The 18466-nt window shown below is 53.0% G+C and carries 16 protein-coding genes; 13 read left to right on the forward strand and 3 right to left on the reverse strand.

Going from position 1 to position 18466, the window contains the following annotated elements:
- Together FRY97_RS18060 and FRY97_RS18065 are read right to left on the reverse strand one after the other, a co-directional pair.
- Positions 1-512, reverse strand: a 512-nt coding sequence (locus FRY97_RS18060) for a hypothetical protein (RefSeq protein WP_147168972.1), incomplete at its 3' end; no start/stop codon positions are given.
- Positions 513-1112: 600 nt separating this feature from the next.
- Positions 1113-2297: a Pycsar system effector family protein gene (locus FRY97_RS18065; protein WP_147168973.1), complete on the reverse strand. Its 1185-nt coding sequence runs from the start codon at positions 2295-2297 to the stop codon at positions 1113-1115.
- A 350-nt stretch (positions 2298-2647) separates the two neighbouring features.
- On the opposite strand from FRY97_RS18065, the gene FRY97_RS18070 reads away from it, so the two are divergent.
- Entirely contained in the window at positions 2648-4198 is a 1551-nt protein-coding gene (locus tag FRY97_RS18070; RefSeq protein ID WP_147168974.1) for a hypothetical protein, read from the forward strand.
- A 60-nt stretch (positions 4199-4258) separates the two neighbouring features.
- Positions 4259-5617 carry a DUF5723 family protein gene (locus tag FRY97_RS18075; protein WP_147168975.1) on the forward strand — a complete coding sequence of 453 codons (1359 nt, stop codon included), beginning with the start codon at positions 4259-4261 and terminating at the stop codon, positions 5615-5617.
- Between the two features lie 235 nt (positions 5618-5852).
- On the opposite strand, the gene FRY97_RS18080 is transcribed toward FRY97_RS18075, so the two are convergent.
- Positions 5853-8969 (reverse strand): basic secretory protein-like protein, encoded by a 3117-nt coding sequence (locus FRY97_RS18080; protein WP_147168976.1) that lies wholly within the window; start codon positions 8967-8969, stop codon positions 5853-5855.
- A gap of 551 nt (positions 8970-9520) precedes the next feature.
- Here FRY97_RS18080 and FRY97_RS18085 point away from each other — a divergent pair.
- The 11 genes from FRY97_RS18085 (at position 9521) to FRY97_RS18135 (ending at position 18462) form a co-directional block, all read left to right on the forward strand.
- A complete protein-coding gene (locus FRY97_RS18085) occupies positions 9521-10813 on the forward strand; it encodes a site-specific integrase (protein WP_147168977.1) in 1293 nt (430 codons plus the stop codon).
- A gap of 90 nt (positions 10814-10903) precedes the next feature.
- Positions 10904-12430, forward strand: a complete 1527-nt coding sequence (locus FRY97_RS18090) for a hypothetical protein (RefSeq protein WP_147168978.1) — start codon at positions 10904-10906, stop codon at positions 12428-12430.
- A 118-nt stretch (positions 12431-12548) separates the two neighbouring features.
- Positions 12549-12923 (forward strand): hypothetical protein, encoded by a 375-nt coding sequence (locus tag FRY97_RS18095; RefSeq protein WP_147168979.1) that lies wholly within the window; start codon positions 12549-12551, stop codon positions 12921-12923.
- Positions 12924-12936: 13 nt separating this feature from the next.
- Positions 12937-13200: a hypothetical protein gene (locus FRY97_RS18100; protein WP_147168980.1), complete on the forward strand. Its 264-nt coding sequence runs from the start codon at positions 12937-12939 to the stop codon at positions 13198-13200.
- A 438-nt stretch (positions 13201-13638) separates the two neighbouring features.
- Entirely contained in the window at positions 13639-13839 is a 201-nt protein-coding gene (locus tag FRY97_RS18105; RefSeq protein ID WP_147168981.1) for a hypothetical protein, read from the forward strand.
- A 21-nt stretch (positions 13840-13860) separates the two neighbouring features.
- Positions 13861-14151: a helix-turn-helix domain-containing protein gene (locus FRY97_RS18110; RefSeq protein WP_147168982.1), complete on the forward strand. Its 291-nt coding sequence runs from the start codon at positions 13861-13863 to the stop codon at positions 14149-14151.
- Positions 14152-14233: 82 nt separating this feature from the next.
- Positions 14234-15508 (forward strand): hypothetical protein, encoded by a 1275-nt coding sequence (locus FRY97_RS18115; RefSeq protein ID WP_147168983.1) that lies wholly within the window; start codon positions 14234-14236, stop codon positions 15506-15508.
- A gap of 89 nt (positions 15509-15597) precedes the next feature.
- Positions 15598-16785: a DUF6371 domain-containing protein gene (locus tag FRY97_RS18120; protein ID WP_147168984.1), complete on the forward strand. Its 1188-nt coding sequence runs from the start codon at positions 15598-15600 to the stop codon at positions 16783-16785.
- Positions 16786-17049: 264 nt separating this feature from the next.
- Positions 17050-17262 carry a hypothetical protein gene (locus FRY97_RS18125; protein ID WP_147168985.1) on the forward strand — a complete coding sequence of 71 codons (213 nt, stop codon included), beginning with the start codon at positions 17050-17052 and terminating at the stop codon, positions 17260-17262.
- Entirely contained in the window at positions 17247-17441 is a 195-nt protein-coding gene (locus FRY97_RS18130) for a hypothetical protein (protein ID WP_147168986.1), read from the forward strand. The genes FRY97_RS18125 and FRY97_RS18130 overlap by 16 nt, the downstream gene beginning before the upstream one ends.
- A gap of 277 nt (positions 17442-17718) precedes the next feature.
- On the forward strand, positions 17719-18462 hold the full coding sequence (locus FRY97_RS18135) for a hypothetical protein (RefSeq protein ID WP_147168987.1): 744 nt from the start codon (positions 17719-17721) through the stop codon (positions 18460-18462).
- The last annotated feature ends 4 nt before the right edge of the window (positions 18463-18466 follow it).

Below are 18466 nucleotides of genomic sequence, written 5' to 3' on the forward strand. Positions count from 1 at the left end.
TAAACTGAAATCATATAATAATCCCTATTTACTGGTTTGTAATTCAAAGTGTCTTTTGAAAAAGCAGGATAGTAAAGGGTTTTAATTAAAACTGGTTCATCAAAAAGTTTGTTTTCAACTTTTGTCGAGTTGTTGTAGTGTGAAACATTGACGAAATTATAACCATAGACTGCTTCAAAACCCGGCATAAAGTTGTTGTTCCATTTATTTCCATCACCGTAATTGTCACTCCAATTAGTGTGATAAGCATTTGAACCTGTAAATGGCTTTTTAGTTTTCTTATTGTAATTTACTTTGTAAATGGGCGTCAGTCTATGTTCAGCGTTAAAGGTCAGAAGTACGTTTCTTGGTCTTGTTTCTAGGTTTAGAGAGTCCATTTTGAGCCCAACCACTTTTTGTCCGCTTTCATCTTCTGAAACTTCACTTACTTGAAATCCTTTCTTTTCAATTGAATTGTCTGAACAACTTACTGTCAGAACTCCTATAAATAATATTACCAAAAGTTTATTCATTTCGATTTTTTAATGTGGTACAACTCGGTAACATACGCCTTATCCCCCCAATTTGCCGTTCTTTTTTCCACTTTGCCCCAGGCTGAGCCTGCCTGCTTGCAGCGCCCGGCGCGCCAAGCTACAGCCGAGGCAATGCTACAATATACAAAAAGGCCACAATGCTGCCTACTTGCCAATAGAAAAAAAACAGCCTGCCGGTAGGGCAGTGCGGCTGCCCGGTGGGGGAGTGCCCCCCCTTGGCACTGGCCTAGCGCTGCGCAGGGGTATTAGAGCTTGTTTGGATTTTACCCTTCGGGCTGCTCTTGCCAAATTTTGTCCTGCTCTTCGTTGTTCTTCGGTCACGTAGCTAAGGCTATGTTCCCTCAGAACGCCTCGATCAGGGCAAAATTTGGCTGCGTTCGCTCCAAAAGCAAAATCCGAACAAGCTCTAAGCCCGATAGGGCCGAGCGGGCAGCGAGCCCCGAAGCATAGCGGCACCTGCCGTTGGGCAGGCCCCATCCTTGCGGCAGGGGCAGGCCCCTATCCTTGCGGAGGGGGCAAGCCCATCACGCGAAGCAAGCTGGGCAGGCCCCAAGTCTGACGGACAGCTGTTTTGCGCCCTTACACAAACAGCAACGCCAAAAAGCTGAGCACTGTAGCAGCGAAGCCCACCATGAATATGGTGTAGGAAATCGATAGGTAGCGGTACTTTTTGTCCAGCACCTTGCCCAGGAAGTAGAGGTCGCGCACCATATTGCCGTACAGCAGCTCAGCGTCCTGGAAAAGCTCATCCATAGCCGCCTCGTACTCCTCAAGCTCGAGCGTAACGAAGTTGCCAAAGAAGACCAGGTTCTGCCGGGCAGCCTCCGATGCCTGCCCGCTAGGGTTGAGCCGGGTGACTTTGGGCCGGGCCGAGAGCACCGCGAAAATGAGGGACGCCAGCCCGGTGACCAGGAAGACAATGACCGGCAAGAGGATTTTGGGGTCGTTCTCCCCAATATTGCGATAAGATAGGAACGTAATCAGCACAGATACCAAAATGGCGTTCACGCTGATCATGATATTGGCTTTGTTGTCGGCAATAGCGCTGAGGTTGATGTGGTTGCGGTAGTTGGTCCGGAAGAAAGTCTGTGCCCCGCGCACCGGGATTTTCTTTTCCAGGGCAGTGTACCGCCCTTCGAGCACTTCCTCCTTTTCCTGCCGTTTTTCCACCTCGGCCCGCTGCTGATAAATGGCGTTGGCCAGGCGGGGCTGCAGCACAGCTTGCCCGTAGCGGGTATGCCATTTGGTGCGCAGCTGAGCATCGAGCCAGTATTTGGCCCAAGAGGCCTTGGTGAAAGGCTGCCCCCTAAGCAGCTCCAGCTCTAGCCTGAGCAGAGGGGAACGGGGCGGCTCGCTTAAAAAAGATAGGCTGTGGAGTGCATCCTGCAACACCCGGCCCACTGCGGTGTCCGGGGGCTCAAGCCGGAGCGCGCGCTGCAGTGCATGCAGTATTCCCTTTTGTGCTTCTTCCGGGCACTTCATGTGCTCGAGGAACTGCCGGGCGAGCTTCACCGCGTAAGGGGCCGGGGCTTCGTAGTCGAAAGTATGCCCGATAGGGTAGAACAAAGCTGCCAACATAGCCTGCTCCGCCACCTCGGGCGCAAGCCCCTCTTCTGCGCACAGCCTGCCGCACTCCGACAGCAGCTCCTCCGAGAGTGCGTAATTGTGGAAGGTCAGCCGGGTATCCTGCTTTTGGCCGTACAGCCGCAGCACATACTGCTGCCCTTGCGCAATGAGCCGGGAATGTGGTTCTGCCTGTACCATGCGGGGTTGCTGCTTTTGGTTCAAGTGCCAAGATAGTGAAGTTGGCGTACATATGTGCGGCCGGCCTGTGGAAGTATGGCAGCTGACAATACCCCCTGATTTTTCAGTGCGGCCCCAAGGCAATCTTTGCCAAAGGTATTTTTTCGGTATCTTTGTGCCCGAAGCGAGCCTCAAGCGCTTCAGTATGCTCCGCATCAACTATCAAAAAACGGGAAAGCAACGGCCCCGGGCCGCCCGCCCTGAATAATAATCCACCTGCCTCAGGAGTTATCTGTACGTTTTGCTGCCCGTAGCAGCTGTAAAGCCCCTATGGCACAATCACAACCCACTCGCTTGTAAAAGAAAAGGAAATGATGAAATACGGCCTGCTTATACTGCCTTTGGTGCTGCTGCTTGCCAGCTGCCAATCTTTCGATGATTTTGAAGATACCTCGGGCGCGGTTTATGATGCCGACTATGCCCTGCCCATAGCCAATTCTAGGCTGACCATCCGCGATGCCCTGAAAAATGCCAGCGACTTGTCTACCCTCCGGATAGACGAAGAGGGGGTGATCCACTTTGAGTATTTCGGCGATGTCATCACCCAAAATAGCGATACCCTCTTCGAGCGTATCAACGAGTCCCTGAGCGGGCAGTTGGTCCCCTTGCTGGCCAACCGCTTTGGGCTGCCCTTGGCTACCGCACAGGGCACCTCCTTCGACCGCCTGATCTTCAAGTCCGGCCAGCTCTCCTGGGGCTTTCAGAACCCCCACCCGGAGCCCGTCACTGTCACCCTCCGCCTGCCAGACGTGTACAAAGATGGGCAGCCGCTTGAGCTCACCGGCCAGGCGCCCGGGTACAATGGAGGTAGCAACCTGCCCTTCTACAATACCCTGCTCAACCCTAAAGACCTTTCTGGTTATGAAGTGCTGCCGGCTGCCGGTACCGACTCCATCTACGTAGAATATGAGCTGATACGCGAAGGCGTCGGCCCAGATTCGGTCGCCTTCGGCGGCCTGACCATCTCCAACCTCGCCTTCTCCTATATGGAAGGCTACTTCGGGCAGGAAGAGCAGAAAGGAGGCCGGGATACCATCATCATTGATTTTTTCGACAACTGGGTGAACGGGGATATCTATTTTGCAGACCCTACCGTCACCTTCCGCATCGAAAACTCCTTCGGCATACCCACCCGCTCCCGGGTCAACCTCTTTAATGTCTTCACTGTAAGGGGGGATATCCTTCCTCTGGAAGGGGAGCTCATAGACAATGGCATCGACTTCCAGTACCCTGGATTGGACGAAGCGGGGCAGACGGTTGTGGCCGACTATGTCTTCAACAAAGACAATTCTAATATCGACGTGATCCTCGGCGCTGGCCCTCTGGCCATCGACTACGACGTGGACGCCCTGACTCACCCCGACGGCAATACGGACATCAGGGGGTTCCTCACCGACAGCAGCTACTACAAAGTGGATATAGAAGTGGACCTCCCGCTGTACGGCAGTGCTGTCAGTTTCCTCGCCCGCGATACTTTCGAGCTGGGGCTGGGCGACTTGGGCGATGGCGCGTATGCGGCCGAGTTTAAGCTCGTTTCCGAAAATGAGCTGCCCCTCAAGGTGGCCCTGCAGGGCTATTTCCTAGACGAGGCCGGGCAGGTGCTCGATTCGCTCTTTGCACAAGAGCAGCTCGTGATCGATGGCGCAGCCGCTGACGAAGACGGGGTTTCCACGGAAACGGCCGTGCAGACCACTTTCATCGGTTTCCCGGAGGGCCGGTTCAGCCGCATCAAGCCTACAAGCCGCATTATCATCGTGGCCAGCTTTACCACTACCGGCGACGGCGCGCAGCAGGTGAAATTGTTGGCCGACCAAGGGGTGGACATCAAGCTCGGCGCAATTCTTAGCCGGCGCAATCCCTAGGCCTGCCCCTTGAAAACACTTTATCGAGCTTTGCGGGGCTGGCCCGCACAAAACCGACTTATGAAAAAAGTACTCTTTTTCTTGTTTGCCACCCTAGCCAATGTCGCCCTGCTTGCTCAACAAGACCTCAGCACGCACTTCATGAGGCACACCTGGCAAGCCCACCGCACCAACCCCGCCCTCTACCCCGACTACGGCGTGAGCATTGGGCTGCCCGGCGTCTACAATAGCCTTTGGATAGAAAACCTTACCTATAATACCCTCTTCACTACCGATGCCAACGGACAGCAGGTCATTGACATCAACAGCAGCATAGCCGCTTTGGAGGGTCAAAACCGCATACGCGAACAGCTTGACCTGGAGACGCTAAGCCTGGGGCTCCGCCTAGGGCCCGTAGGGCTCAGCTTTGCCCATGCCTTCCGTTTCAACGCCTACCTGGATTACCCCAAGGCCCTCCCTCAGCTCATCTGGCAGGGCAATGCACAGTTCATTGGGCAGGAAGTCAGCTTCGGCCCACAGACAGACATCTACGCCTACCAAGAATTTGCCGTAGGCGCCATGGTCGATCTCGCCAAGTGGGTACAGGTCGGCGGCCGGGTCAAGTTCTTGTCTGGCGCAGGAAGTGTCAGCACAGCCAATAGCGGCCTCCGGCTGCGGACCGACGACGAGATCTATGCGCTTACCCTTGATGCCGACTTCCGGCTCAATACCGCTGCTTCCATCAATTACAACGGCTTTGATGATGTCCGCGCCAATTTCGACTTTGCCAGCTTCTCCCTCGATCAGCTGACGACGGGCAACAACGGCTTCGCTTTTGACATCGGCGCCCGCATCGATCTAGGCAAGCTCGATCTCTCTGCCAGCCTCTTGGATATTGGGCAGATCACTTGGGACGAAGACGTCAGCAACTACAGCTTGAACGGCGTTTACGAATACGAAGGGTTAGACCTTGCACAGGGCATTTTTGAGGACAGCACCAGCTTTGGGTCGGTGCTCGACACCCTAAAGCAGATCTACGAGGTGAAGGAGACGCAGGAGAGCTACGAAATGGCACTGCCCCGCCGCATGTACCTCAGCGCCACCCTCCAACTGCGCGAAAACTGGACCGTCGGCGGGCTCTTTTACAGCGAGCGCTACCGTGGGCAGACCTTCACAGCAGCAGCCCTTTCCACCAACCTGCAAGTCCTCAGCATGCTCAATGTCGGCGCCCTGTTCGCCTACCGGGACCGCCGGTTCGACAACCTTGGGCTCAACGCCACCTTCAAGCTAGGGCCGGTACAGCTCATGGCCGCAACCGACAACATCCTCACCGTCTTTCAGCCCAAAGACAGCAACAGCTCAAGCCTTAGGATCGGGCTCAACCTGCTGTTCAACCGGATAGACCCGCCCGCTACCGATGCTGGCCCAAAATGGTTTTAAGCGCTGTGGGGCCTACCCCCGCCTGAAGGCGGGGGTCGCTATGCTGCGGGGCTCGCTATCCGCTCGGCCCTGCGGGCTTGGCACCCCTCCGCAGCGCTAGTCCTGCACTGACCTAGCCTGGCCCAGACAAAAGCCAGGTGCTGCTGTCAGAGCCCGCTCAGCCGGATAGCAAAAAGCTGGCCTACAACTTTGTGCAGGCCAGCTTTTGCAGCTTTCCCCGGCCCCTTGTTGCGCCCTACCAGGCAGGGATGATATTGAGGCCAAAAGTGCCTTTGGCTTCCCGCTGCAGCGGAAAGGCGTAGTAAGGCTCGAGCACCATAGCCCCAAAGAGGTTGACCCGCATCGCAACTCCGGTGCTGATGATGGGCGCTGCCCCAAGCTGATCGATCAGGGGCTCGCCAGAAGGGCCTTTCAATACATTGCCCTCTGCATCCCTGCGGTAAGTTGGCCCGCCGAGCTGACTGAAGTCGTTCCAGGCAACACCTGCATCGGCAAACAGCGTCAGCTCCGAAAGAAAAAGCCCCGATTTGATGAGCGCAAGGCGCTCCGGCCCCGTAAACGGGATGCGCACCTCAAAGTTGGCCACGGCCATCTTGCTGCCGAACAGCTCTTCCACGCTCCGCCCGTTTTCCGATAGGATGGCCCCTGCCCCATTGGTGTTGTAGCCGCGCACAAACCAAGAGCTGCCTACGAAGAAAGGGTAGATCTCATCGCTCCCCTCACCGTAGCGGCCCAGGTGGATGCCCCGGAATGCCAGGCCAAATTTCCCGAAATACTTATAACGGCGGTAATCAACCGTGGCAAGGTAATAGTCGAACTCACCGAAGTAGCGGTCCGCGCCAAGGCGGAACCGCTGCCCGTCCAAAGGGCCGACCAAGCCCGATACGGTATTGTCGCCTACCAGGGCAAGGCCGGTGTTCCAAAGGTTGAACCCTGCCCCGCTGCCCAGTTTTTCCCGCTCCTGGCCCAGCTGCCGGCCAACGAAAAAGCCATCGGTCTCATAGTAGTTGGTATACTGATCAAGGCGGGAGCTGTACCGGGCATAGGAGGCGGCCCCCTCTACCCGCAGCGTGGCAGAAAAGGGGTAAGCGGCAAATATGGTGGCTTTGTCTTCGAAGATGCGCTGCACGAGGAAGGTATCAGCATAGACAGGGATGGCCATGTCTTCACCTATCTCATAGCTGCCTAGGCCGCCGCCGCGGTAGGCAAAGCTCCGGAAGGGCAGATGGGAAAAGGAGGCGCCCCAATTGAGCTGATGCTTCCGGTTGAGGTAAGCTACAGCACCGCCGAAGTCGGTAAGCTCTCCATTGAGCGCCAGGCTGCTGTAGAGCTGATTGTCGCCCAGGATATCCGCAAAGAGCATATCCACCCCGCCGGCCAGGCCCGATTGAGTGCCAAAGGTGTGGCTAGCGCCTATGCCTACCCCGGCGCTGCCGCCCACGTAGTCCAGCTTGAACTGCGGCCTATAGGGCACCGTCGAAAAGGCGCTGTCGGGAAGGCCGGCCGCTGGGCTGAGCTGTTGCAAAATGTGGTCGACATGGGCCGTAGCTTGTTTGTTGAACTTGGGCAGGGTTGCTGCGGTGAAGTCGACCGCATCAGGCTCGACCTCCCGGCTGAGGAAATCCTCAGGGCGGGCACGGTAGATGCGGTACCCGTTTTGCGAAAAGTAGGTGTACAGCACCCGGCCCCTCCGCTTTGCAATGCTGATGGCCGGCGCGTAATGCGTAATCCCGCTGATGCCAGTGACGAGGTCTGTCAGCTGATAAACCTTCCCGTTGTCAGGTTGGTAGCGGTAGAGGTTGCGGAAGCCGTCCCGGTTGGAGAGGAAGAGGATATGCCCGGCGGTATCATAGACCGGGTTGAGGTTGTCAGCGCCTGAGAAAAGGCCGAGGTCTTCCTGCAGCCTGCTGGCCAAGTCGAGCTCTGCCAGGTTGAAAGCCCATTTGCCATTGGTGCGCCCCCGTTGGCGCGAAAGGCGGTCAGAAGAGAAAACCAGCCGGCTGCCATCTGCCGACCATTTGGGGTGGAGCTCAGAATAGGCATCGTCGGTGAGCTGTTCGAGCTTCCCATTGCGCAGGTTGATGAGGAAGAGGTCGGGCTGCCCTTCCACCAGGCCGGCCACTACAATTTCTTTCCCATTGGGCGACCAGTCGGGGTTGCTAAAGCTTTCCAGCCCTTCCGGCTTGATCTCCCGCACGGTTTTGCCAGATGCTGCATCAATGATCAAGAGGATGTTGCGCCCTTTGCTGAAAGCCACATGAGCAAACTGCTTGCTGTCAGGCGACCAGGTGCCAGAAGACTCGATGTAGTTGAAGTCGTCTATATGAGCTGACTTTCGGCTGCTGCCCACCTTCCGGAGGATTTCACCGGTCCGGGCGTCAGCCAGGAATAAATCTACAGAGAAGAGGTCCTTTTCTGATAAGAAGATGACATACCGGCCATTGGGGCTGATTTCTGGCGCAATGTTGATCTGCCCGGCAGTCTCTTCAGTGAGTAAGGGCTTGCCCACGGTACGGTTTGCGGTCAGGGCCGTATCGAAAGTGGCACCGAAGTGGCGCTTTACGCCGCTCACCCAAAGCGCTGACAGGTTATCTTTGGACATGCCCAGCACTTGTTGGCAAGCCTGTTCGAACCCGCTTTTGGCCACGCTGGTGAAGAAGGGCTCAATGATCTCGTCCCCTTTCAGCCCGGTCAGGAAAGCCCAAAAAACCTGTCCATAGCGGTAGGGGAAATACTTGGGGTTGTTGAGGTCATCCAGGGAAGGGACATCATCGTTGAGCACGGCGTCGCGCATCCACATGGCCGTATGGGCATCTACTCGCCCGATCGACATATACTCGGCCATGCCCTCTACCATCCAAAGCGGGAGGTTCCTGAGGCTAGAGAGGTTGGTCGAATCGCTGCCATTGAGGATCATGTTGTACTGGAAAGCATGCACGAGCTCATGCCCGAGCACGTGGTGGGTTTGCTGATGAGAGGGCGCAAAGGGCATGATCACCCGGTTTTTGAGCGCTTCGGTCACCCCTCCGGTGCCTACGCCGATACTGCCTGAGATGGCATTGGTCTGCTGGAAATCCGCGTGGTCGTTGTAGAGGATGAAAGGGTTTCGGTTGTGGATGGTATCCTTCAGTATGTATTGATGGGCGCGGTACCATTGTTCTGCTTCCTGCGCGAATGCTTTCAGCCGTTCGGGGTTGTCGAGGTAATGGTAAAAGTCGAAATGAGGGGATTGGAGCACCTCAAAGTCAAAGGTTTCGTAATGAGCTTTGTTGCGCCCAAAGTATTGTGCCCGCAGGGGAAGTGCGATAAGCAGGATGCCCAATGCAGCCAAGGGGATGAGGACGTTTTTCATAGCAATCTCCGTTTGTTTGAGCAAAAGGCTTCAGCCCTTTTCAAACCGTTGTTTTTCAGGGGGCTAAATCCAGTTTGTACAACAAAGAAGACGGCTTTAAAGTGTGTTAAGGAAAGGGGGGCTGCGTTAAGATGTGGTTAAACCGGGGAGGGGGCTAGTGGTCTGTCAAGGCTAAAACTAGGGGTTGCCTGCGGCGACTTTTGAGGCTACTCTTCGTTGGACAACCCCTTACGTAGCGCTGCTATGCGCGGGAACATCCGCCTTGATTAGCCTCAAAATTCGCTCCCACTCAACCCATAAATTAACACTTGACAGACCACTAGAGCTGAAGGGGAAAAGCAAAGCCCCCCAACTGCAAGAGCTGAGGGGCTTTTTCGTAGCGTGGGGGATTTTTGAACACACGTAATATTAAAATAAAGTGTATTATTTATATTATTGAAGATCAATATTATGAATAATATTTTAAACGTATAGCAGCAAAATAAAACGGTTTTGTTTTACAGTTTTGGGGTTTGGTCAGGTGTTCGTATATTTGAGAAAACAACGGATAAATGAAGCCATACCGTCCTAAAATACCCACTCCCCGTTTCCAGATCATTAACCGCCGCCCAAACGGTCAATGCCTGATACAATTACGGTTCAATGTGAACGGGAAGCGTACCCACTTTTCCACCTCTATCAATATTGAAATCAAGCACTGGAACCCGAAGCGCCAACAGGTAAAGCAAGTACGGGGCAAAGAAGATGCGCACCGGGATATAAACCAACGCCTGGAACGCTTTTCAGAAATCGCCCAGGAAATCTTTGTGGAATATGACTATGGCAGAGCATTAACCCCGGAGCTGTTTAAACAACAAATGGCAATCCGTTGCGGAAGGGTGGAAGACCCCAATACCAAAGCCACTACCCTATTTCAATTTGTAGAGCAGTTTATTGAGGCAGAGCAAAACAAGCCCAACGCAAAGCGGGGCACCTGGAAGAAATACCTAACAGTCTTTAACCACCTCCGGGATTTTGCAGCCGCCCAGGGCAAAGACAGCCTGGACTTTTCAGATATAAATTGGCAGTTCCGAAGCGACTTTATCAACTGGCTTTACTCCCCGCCCCGGAGCCATTCCCAGAACAACGCCGCGAAAATATTAGCCGTCACCAAACAGTTTTTGAGGGAAGCAGAAAAACGGGGCTTACACTCCAACCGCATTTACACCCAGAAAGGCTTTGGGCTTCGCCGTACAAAGACCACCGCAAAAGTACGGCTGACCTTTTCCGAGCTGGAACAACTGGCAGCCGTTGACCTTTCCGATACGCCCCGCCTGGAACGTGCCAGGGACTTGTTTTTGGTAGGCTGTTTTACAGGCGCCCGCTTTTCTGACTGGCATAAGGTGAGCCGGGAAAACATCATTGAGGAACCGGAAGGGCAATTGATACAGATCCTCACCCAGAAAGTACGAAACCGGGTTGTGGTGCCCGTCTTCCCCGTACTGGCTGGCATACTGGAAAAATACAGCTATCAATTGCCGGAAATTTCAATACAGCACTTTAACCGGGATATAAAGACCGTTTGCAAAATCGCTTTAAAAGATAGCCGCTTTCAGCGCATATACTCCGAAGGTGGAGACACCAAAGCGGAAATAGTGGAGAAATGGGAACGGGTGAGCAGCCACGCCGCCCGCCGGAGCTTTGCCAGCAACTTTTGGGAAGCCGGAATACCCGCCGCCCTGCTTATGCAGATCACAGGGCACAGCACCGAAAAGCAGTTTTTTGAATACATCGACATAAGCCAGGAACAAGCCGCACGGCAGTTTGCCAAAATGGCTTTGGAAGTGCTGAAAAAGCGCGAATAATCACGGAAGTAAAAACCCGCACCGCTGGAAGGTACTTTGGCGAGTCACACCAGCGGGCGGGTATTGTCAATAATAACAATCGTTAAAGTTATGAAATCCGTACAGAGTGCGCCAAAGGAGCGCGCATTTTTCGACGTGTACGCACGTCTGGCCAGATCAATCAAGGCAAGCGGGCTATTTGCCCAGATCGTTTCAGGGCTTACAGAAGTTGGCGGAATATACGCCGCCGCTTATACCGCCCTGCTGCCCGTCTTCCCTACCCTTGCCCTTTACTTTGCCGCCGCCGTTGCCATTATCGGCACCGCTATCATTGAACTAGGTTTGCGAGTGCTGGCACCGCAGACCGTTGACGCGATACTTTACCGCAGGTACAAAGGGCTTCATTTGGCAATGACCGTCAGTATTTGGATACTGACCGCCGTACTGTTGACCGCTTCCGCCCTGCTTTCCTTCCGCAACTCAAAGACGATAGTAAACGAGTTTACGCCGGAAGCTACGGAACAGACCACCGCCCAGGCTGACAGTATTTACCAAGCTGAAGCCGTCCGCCTGTCTTCCGCCTGGGCAAATGATAGCGCCCTTATTGTTGAACAGTACGCCGCCCAGATCACCGCCGCCCAGACCGCCGGAGCCGGGAAGGTCAACGCCGCCAAACGGGAGCTTTCCAACTGGTACAACCGGGAGCGCCGCACGGGTGACAGCTACGGCACCCAGAAAGACCGCGCCCGCCAACTGATAGCAGACCGGGAAGCGGAAGCCGCCGCCGCACTGGCAGCACTCAAAGCCCAGGAAGCGGAAGCCCTCAACACTGCCCGCAGTGACTACAAAGCCGCCCTGGGCACCGCCCAGGAAGACCGCCGCACCGCAGCGGGCGAAGTGAAGGCAGCAAATGAAGCCGCAGCGGGCGAACGTGCCGCCACCGTTGCCGCCTATGGGGGCGGGCTGGGGTGGTTTACCGTGGTTGCTTTAATGGTATTTGCCGCTTCCGTTGTCTTGGAACGTATCCACCGCAAGGGCAGCGGGATAACGGAAACAGTGGAGCTTTCCCAATACGATGTAAACCCGCCCGCATTGGTGGAAGCCTGGGAAGCCCTCCGGGAACGGGTACAATACGCCCTCCGGTCAAAGATCACCGCCTTTGCCGAGAACACCCCCGCCGCACCACTGCCCGCCCGCCCCGCTGAATTGTACGACCCCACCCAATTGGCAAACATCGTTATCAATTTGCAGGTGGAAGGGGAAGACGATGACAACACCATTTACATACAGCCAAAGCGCCGGCAGATAGGATTTAAGACAGCCAACACAGACCCGGAAGCCGCCAATACTTCCCGTGCCCTTTATAACGCACGAACACCACATACGAAACACGAACCGGAAACACCGGAGCCGCACACGAAAAGCAGCTATGAAACGCCCGACCTCCGGCACCTCAAACAACGGCTGAAGGAATACAAAAAGCGCCTGGGCAAGCACCAACAAAAAGCCCTCCGGTATGAAAAGGAAGGCAAAGCCGTACCAAAGCGCACCGCCGCCGCTGTGAGCAACAACGCCCAGTGGGTGGAGCATTACACCAATTTGATTAACCAGGCGGAAGCCACAAAGCGGAAGGCATGAAAGTGAAAATACAGACCGACCGTAAAGAGCTGAAGCAGGAAGGGCGGAACATCTTACGCGATACACTGATAGGTTGCGCCGTGCTGCTTATTCTATTCATCCTCAAAACAGTTTGACCATGTACGTTTACATACAGACCGAACCCACCCTTTTCACCGTTGGCTTTCATTCCCCTTCCGGCAAGTGGCACCCAGAGAGCGACCACCCCACACGAAAGGAAGCCGCCCAGCAAGTGGCGAAGCTGAACGGAACAGCACCAACGCCCACAATTGATAAGGAGCTATTGCCCCCCGTGCCGCTTTTGCTCAATACCGATTTGTACGACTCTGACAACTTCGCCTGGCTGAAGCGGATATACCTTGCCACGGGCGGAAACCAAACCGCACTGGATGACCTCCGCCGGAAGATGGACGTATCAAGGTCACACCCGGAGTTTATCAAGGCAAACCGGGAGCTTAAAGCCTTTATTAAAACGCATTTTACCAACCTTTAAAACATTCAGACCAATGACAAACAAAGATATTCAAGACCTGGAACGTAATTGTGGGCACCTGGAAAAAATGCAGGCTTCCGAATTATTCGACCTTATCACAGAACTGCTTTTCCTGCCTGGGTTAAAGGAACAGTCTTCAATGATGACAGGAAACGGCTATCTGATAACCGAATTGATACGGGAACTGACCGCCAAAGCCATACTGGCAGCCCACTATGAAGGCATGGAATATGAAGCAGCAACGGCAGAGCAGGAAAAAAGTCTGAAAAATCGGTGACGCAATCGTATTTAAGGCTGTACCCCCCGCCAATACTGGGCTGAAGGCAGATTGAGCCGAAAAACGGTTGTCCTGGAAATTAACAGGCAAGTTTTTTCCTGACTTTCTTTGGTGGGATCGTATTTCAGGCTGAAAGCCCCGCCAATACTGGGCTGAAGGCACATTGAGCCGAAAAACGGTTGTCCTGGAAATTAACAGGCAAATTTTTCCCTGACTTTCGTTAAGCCAATCGTATTTCGGGCTGAAAGCCCCGCCAATACTGGGCTGAAGGCACATTGAGCCGAAAAACAGTTGTCCTGAGATTTAACAGGCTTTGCAATCAAATAAAGGCAGCAAGTATTTAGGGCTGAAATTGCCCGCAAAACCTTGTCCTTTCAAAAAATGACCAACGCCAATACATTTGAAACATCAATTTTTTAACACAAAAATCATTTACTAATGACCAAGCAAGTCACAATTAAGGAAGCCCACTATGTGAAGGACGTAACAATTTCCCTTCGCACCAACAGCCAGCTAAAAGCCATTATGGAAGAGCTGGGCAAGCGCAAGGGCATGAACCTGACGGACTACCTCAATGAAATGATAGTGGCGCAATTGAAACAGGAAGGCATTGCCGTGACCGTGAGCCGCCAATTTTAGAACCCTTAAAACCAAAGTTAAATGACCCGTATCGTTGTACTATCTGAACACGAAGCCAGCAAGATTGTAAAGGAAGCCGCCCAGATCGCTGTTTCCGCTGCCCTCAATGAATGGGAACGCCTGGCAAAAGAGCAGGAAATAAACGACCCCCTGCTTACCAAAAAGGAAGCGGGGGCACTGCTAAACGTTTCTGTCTCCACTATTGACAACCTTTACAACACTGGGAAGCTGACGGGCTACCGTATTGCATCTTCAGTACGTTTCAAACGCTCGGAATTGCTGGAATACATTGAACAGAACCAGATTGAATAGAGCGCAAAAATTAAGCCTGCCTGTGTAGCACCACAGGCAGGCTATTGATTTAGTTATCAGGTCTTTAAACCTTCAAACATTGATGATGAACGCAAGATACAATAAATCGGAATTGCCCGCAAATAGCGAAGTAATAAAGGGCTTAGATCAAGCAATTGACACACATTCGAGCCAAGACCCGCCCAACAAGATCAGCACCGCCCAGGCGAACGATAAGGGGGGCTATTTGGAACAACTCATTGCCATTGAGAAACGATTGAGGGAAGCCAGCAAAGCCGAAATACAATTTGCCCCTGAAATCATAAGCTTTGGAGAAACTCCCGTAATCAGAAAGTACACTATAAATACCATACAGGGGCGGGAAGGCAGCCACAAAAGCCGCCTGGCTGAATTATTCGTTTCTCTTTTGCTCAAAAGGCGGGAAGTACACAAAGACCATTTTGTAGGCTTTGCCAAAAATCCGATGGAACGCCCCGCCGTTGCCCTGGTAGATACCGAGCGAAATTTAAAAGACGAACTGCCCTTTGCAATCCAAAGCATAAAGGGCAAAGCAGGGTACAACAAAAAGGAAGACCCGGACAACTTCAAATACATATCCTTAAAGCCGTTCCCCAGGGAAGACCGTTTGGAAATCCTCAAAACTTGGATTACGCACATAAGGGAAACCACCAAACAACACCTGGTAATCTTATTGGACGTTGTGACTGATTGTGTAGGCAGTTTTAACAGCGAACGGGAATCAATGGCGCTTTTTGACTTTATAGGCAATCTGTGCGAAGATCAGGAATGTACTTTCATTCTGATTATCCACGAAAACCCCGGAGGCATAGAAGCGAAAGCACGTGGACACCTGGGCACGGAAGCAATGAATAAAGCCAGTACCGCTTTGCAGATCGGGTTTAAGAAGAAAAGCAACGGTGAGCCTTCCGAATTGATACAGGTCAAGTTTAGGAAGCTGAGAAGGGGAAAGCGACCCGCCCCGCTTAACCTTACATTTTCACCACAGGCTAACGGGTTAATAATTGCCCCGCCGGAACTGGTAGCCGAAGTAAACCAGGAACATCAGGAAAAAGCGCCTGTAACGGAAGTAAAGGACGAACTTTTCTGGGCATTGGAAAGGGCTGAGAATGGAGAAATAAGCCGTAATGATGCAATACAGGTAATTTTTAAAGAAATCAATGAAGGTAAAGCGCCTGATGCTAAAGATTGGGCAAGCGAAAAAACGGTAGAAAGAAGGCTTAAAGAATTAGAGAAGGAACCGCCCGCCTGGCTGGAAGTCTTTAGCGGGTACAGAAACGCCAAAATGTACCGATTATTGACCGATGTAACCACCGAGCGCGCGCCTGTAAATGAGTGACCCCACCCAACCCAACCCCTATATAGGTAGGTGGGTTGGGTCAGGTGGGTACGCGCACCTCTGTTTATTGACCCGCGAACCTTCCGAATATGACCACCACACAACACCAATTTATTCTGGAACCGTACAAAGGGAGCCGCACCCGGCACCGCTGCCCAGGCTGTAGCAAGCCCAGGGAGTTCACCCGGTATATTGATACCGAGACCGGGCAGCACATTGCACCGCACGTTGGTAAATGCAACCGGGAAAACAAATGTGGCTATCATTACACGCCCCGCCAATACTTCCTGGATAACCCCACGGAGGAAACCCGCGCCTGGCTGCAATCAGATCAACATCTGAAGACCTACACACCGCCGCCACCCCCAGTGGATTACATACCGCCCCGATATTTGGAGCGCACCCGGCAAAAGATGGAGCGCAACAACTTTTTCCGCTTCCTGGTCAAGCTGTTTGGCGAAGCTGAAGCCGCCCGCCTGGCTGACCTTTACAAGCTGGGCACCTCAAAGAAGTGGGAAGACTTTGGAGGGCTTACCCCCGTTTTCTGGCAGATCAATAAAGCCGGGAAGGCTTGCAACCTGAAGTTGCAAGCCTACAACCCGCACACAGGCAAACGAATCAAGGGCAAGACACGAATAATAGGTAAACAGTTACTCCCAAATGGAAACCTTACCCAGTGCTTTTTTGGGGAACACCTTTTGAGCGCCGCCCCTTCCGCCCCCGTTGCCATTGTTGAAAGTGAAAAAACGGCTATGATAATGGCATCTATTAAGCCAGATCAGGTTTGGATTGCTACCGGAGGGAAAAGCGGGGCGAGCTGGAAGACAAACCCAACCGTTTACCATGCCCTGACAGGACGTAAGGTAATTTTATACCCTGACCTGAACGCCTTTGAAGACTGGGAAGAAGCCGCCCGTAATATTGCCCACATTTGCCCCCAGGTATCGGTTTTCAAAGAACTGGAACAGTACGCCACGCCGGAGCAAATACAGGAAGGTGACGACATAGCAGATTTTTACATTCCTGCATTATTGGAGCGCCGGAGCAACACCGCCCAGGCAGATCAGGAAGCCCAGGAAGGCTTTACCCTTCCGCCTGGCTGGCAGTGGGAAACCTTCAACTTTAAGCACGGCACACACAGCCAATTGATGGATAGTGACGGTTTGCCCGCTTCCTGGAACCTCTGCCCCCAGACAGATCAGGAGAAACAAGCCGTATCAATTGCCCTGGAACAGTTAGACCATTTTTTAACCCACAAATTTGATTTACAGTTATGAAGCTAGGACTAGGTTTAGGAATCAACAGAATGCGCCCCCGCCCCAGACCAGAGCCGGAAGGGGCACCCCTGGAACTTCGCAGCGCCCCGGCACCGGAGCCGGAAGCGATGGAGCCACCGCCCGCCACACCTGCCCAGAGTGAGCCGCCAAAACGTAAAGGATTGATTTACAGGCTATGGCAGCGCATCAAAGCAGGTGCAAAACCTTGTCCTTTCATATTGCCGGACAAGGTCAGACATTTGTACCAACAGATAATTATAAACTATGGTAGGGGCACCAAGCCGGGAAGGCGGACGAAAGGAAGACAAACTAAGCGTGAGGATTGAGCCACACGTAAAGGCACAACTGAAGCGCCTGGCATTCAACCAACGGCTGAGCCTGTCCACCTATATACAGCACATGGTTTACCGCCACCTGGAAGCCAAAGGGCTTGACCATTTCGAACCAAAAAACGACACAACATGGAACAGCAATTAATTGAGCAATTCAATAAGCTAAACAGCACCGCCCAGGAAGCATTGGTACAATTCCTCCGGGCAGTCAATGAAGGCACCACCGCAGAGCAGACCCCAGAGCAACGGGAAGCGGAAAAGGCATTCCGAAAGACAATGAAGGACTGGACCCGCAGCAAGACCATAAAAGGTCCAGCCTATTAAGATGTTGACAATTCTTAATTTCAATGAAGCGGGGGCGGGCTGTTACTCTACCGCCCCTGCATTTTTCCCCCATTCTATGGGGCACAATTGCAAAAGCGGACAGGCGAAGTCGGGTATCTAACGCTATCAGCGGTTTTACTGCTTCGCCCAGGCTTTTAAAGCCAAACACTAAATGCATTGAATTTCAATCAGTTAGGTTTTTTATTTTTTCTTTGCAGGCAATTTTAAAAAAGCCGTTTCGAATTACGTTTTTTATTAATTTATAAATATTTGTAATATGAAAGTTCTGGAACCAACAGTTTTTGAAGTAAGGCAAGACAAAACAGACCTGCAAATAAAGGCTTTGCGGGAGCGCAGGGAACAACAGGCGGAAGCCCTGGAAGCCCTCCGGCACGCTGTTTGCAAGTTGTACCGGAAGGAATCCGTATTGTACGCGGACATTGAACAGTTCCTATTGTTCAGCCACAACCCCCAGACCAATTTTTGGATGGAGCGCAGCAAGCTAAGGGAGAAAATCAAACAGGAAGCCTTTGGGCTATGGCTGAAGCTGGAAGGCGGAAAGCTGAAGATCAAACCGGAGTTTGCCGAATCTGCGTTAGGCTTTGTCCCCGATGAAGTGCAAGGGCTTACCGAAGCCTGGGAAGCCGTTGACAAACTGGGCACAGAGAACCCCCGCCGCTATTGGTCAGATACCGCCCAGCAATTCAAGACCGTGCCCGTCACCGCCACCGAACAAAACGAGATCGAGCGCCGCAACACAATGATGGTACACAAACCGGAGCTGAAGCCGATTATTGAGAAGCTAAGGCAGGAAGTACAATTGCTGAATCTGTCCAACATCTACCACGATGCCGGGATAAACATGGCAAAGATCAGGCAGACCCGCCCGGAGCTTGTCCCCTTCCTGGGCCGTAAAGATGTGGGAACCGTCAAAGGGCTAAAGACCACTGAATTTTTCCTGAACGAAAAAATGCTTTTGCATTCCGCTAACCCGGATTACAAAGCATTTGACGAGCAATAAGAAG

The sequence above is a fragment of the Phaeodactylibacter luteus genome, assembly GCF_007993045.1.
In the GTDB taxonomy this organism is placed as follows: Bacteria; Bacteroidota; Bacteroidia; order Chitinophagales; family Saprospiraceae; genus Phaeodactylibacter; species Phaeodactylibacter luteus.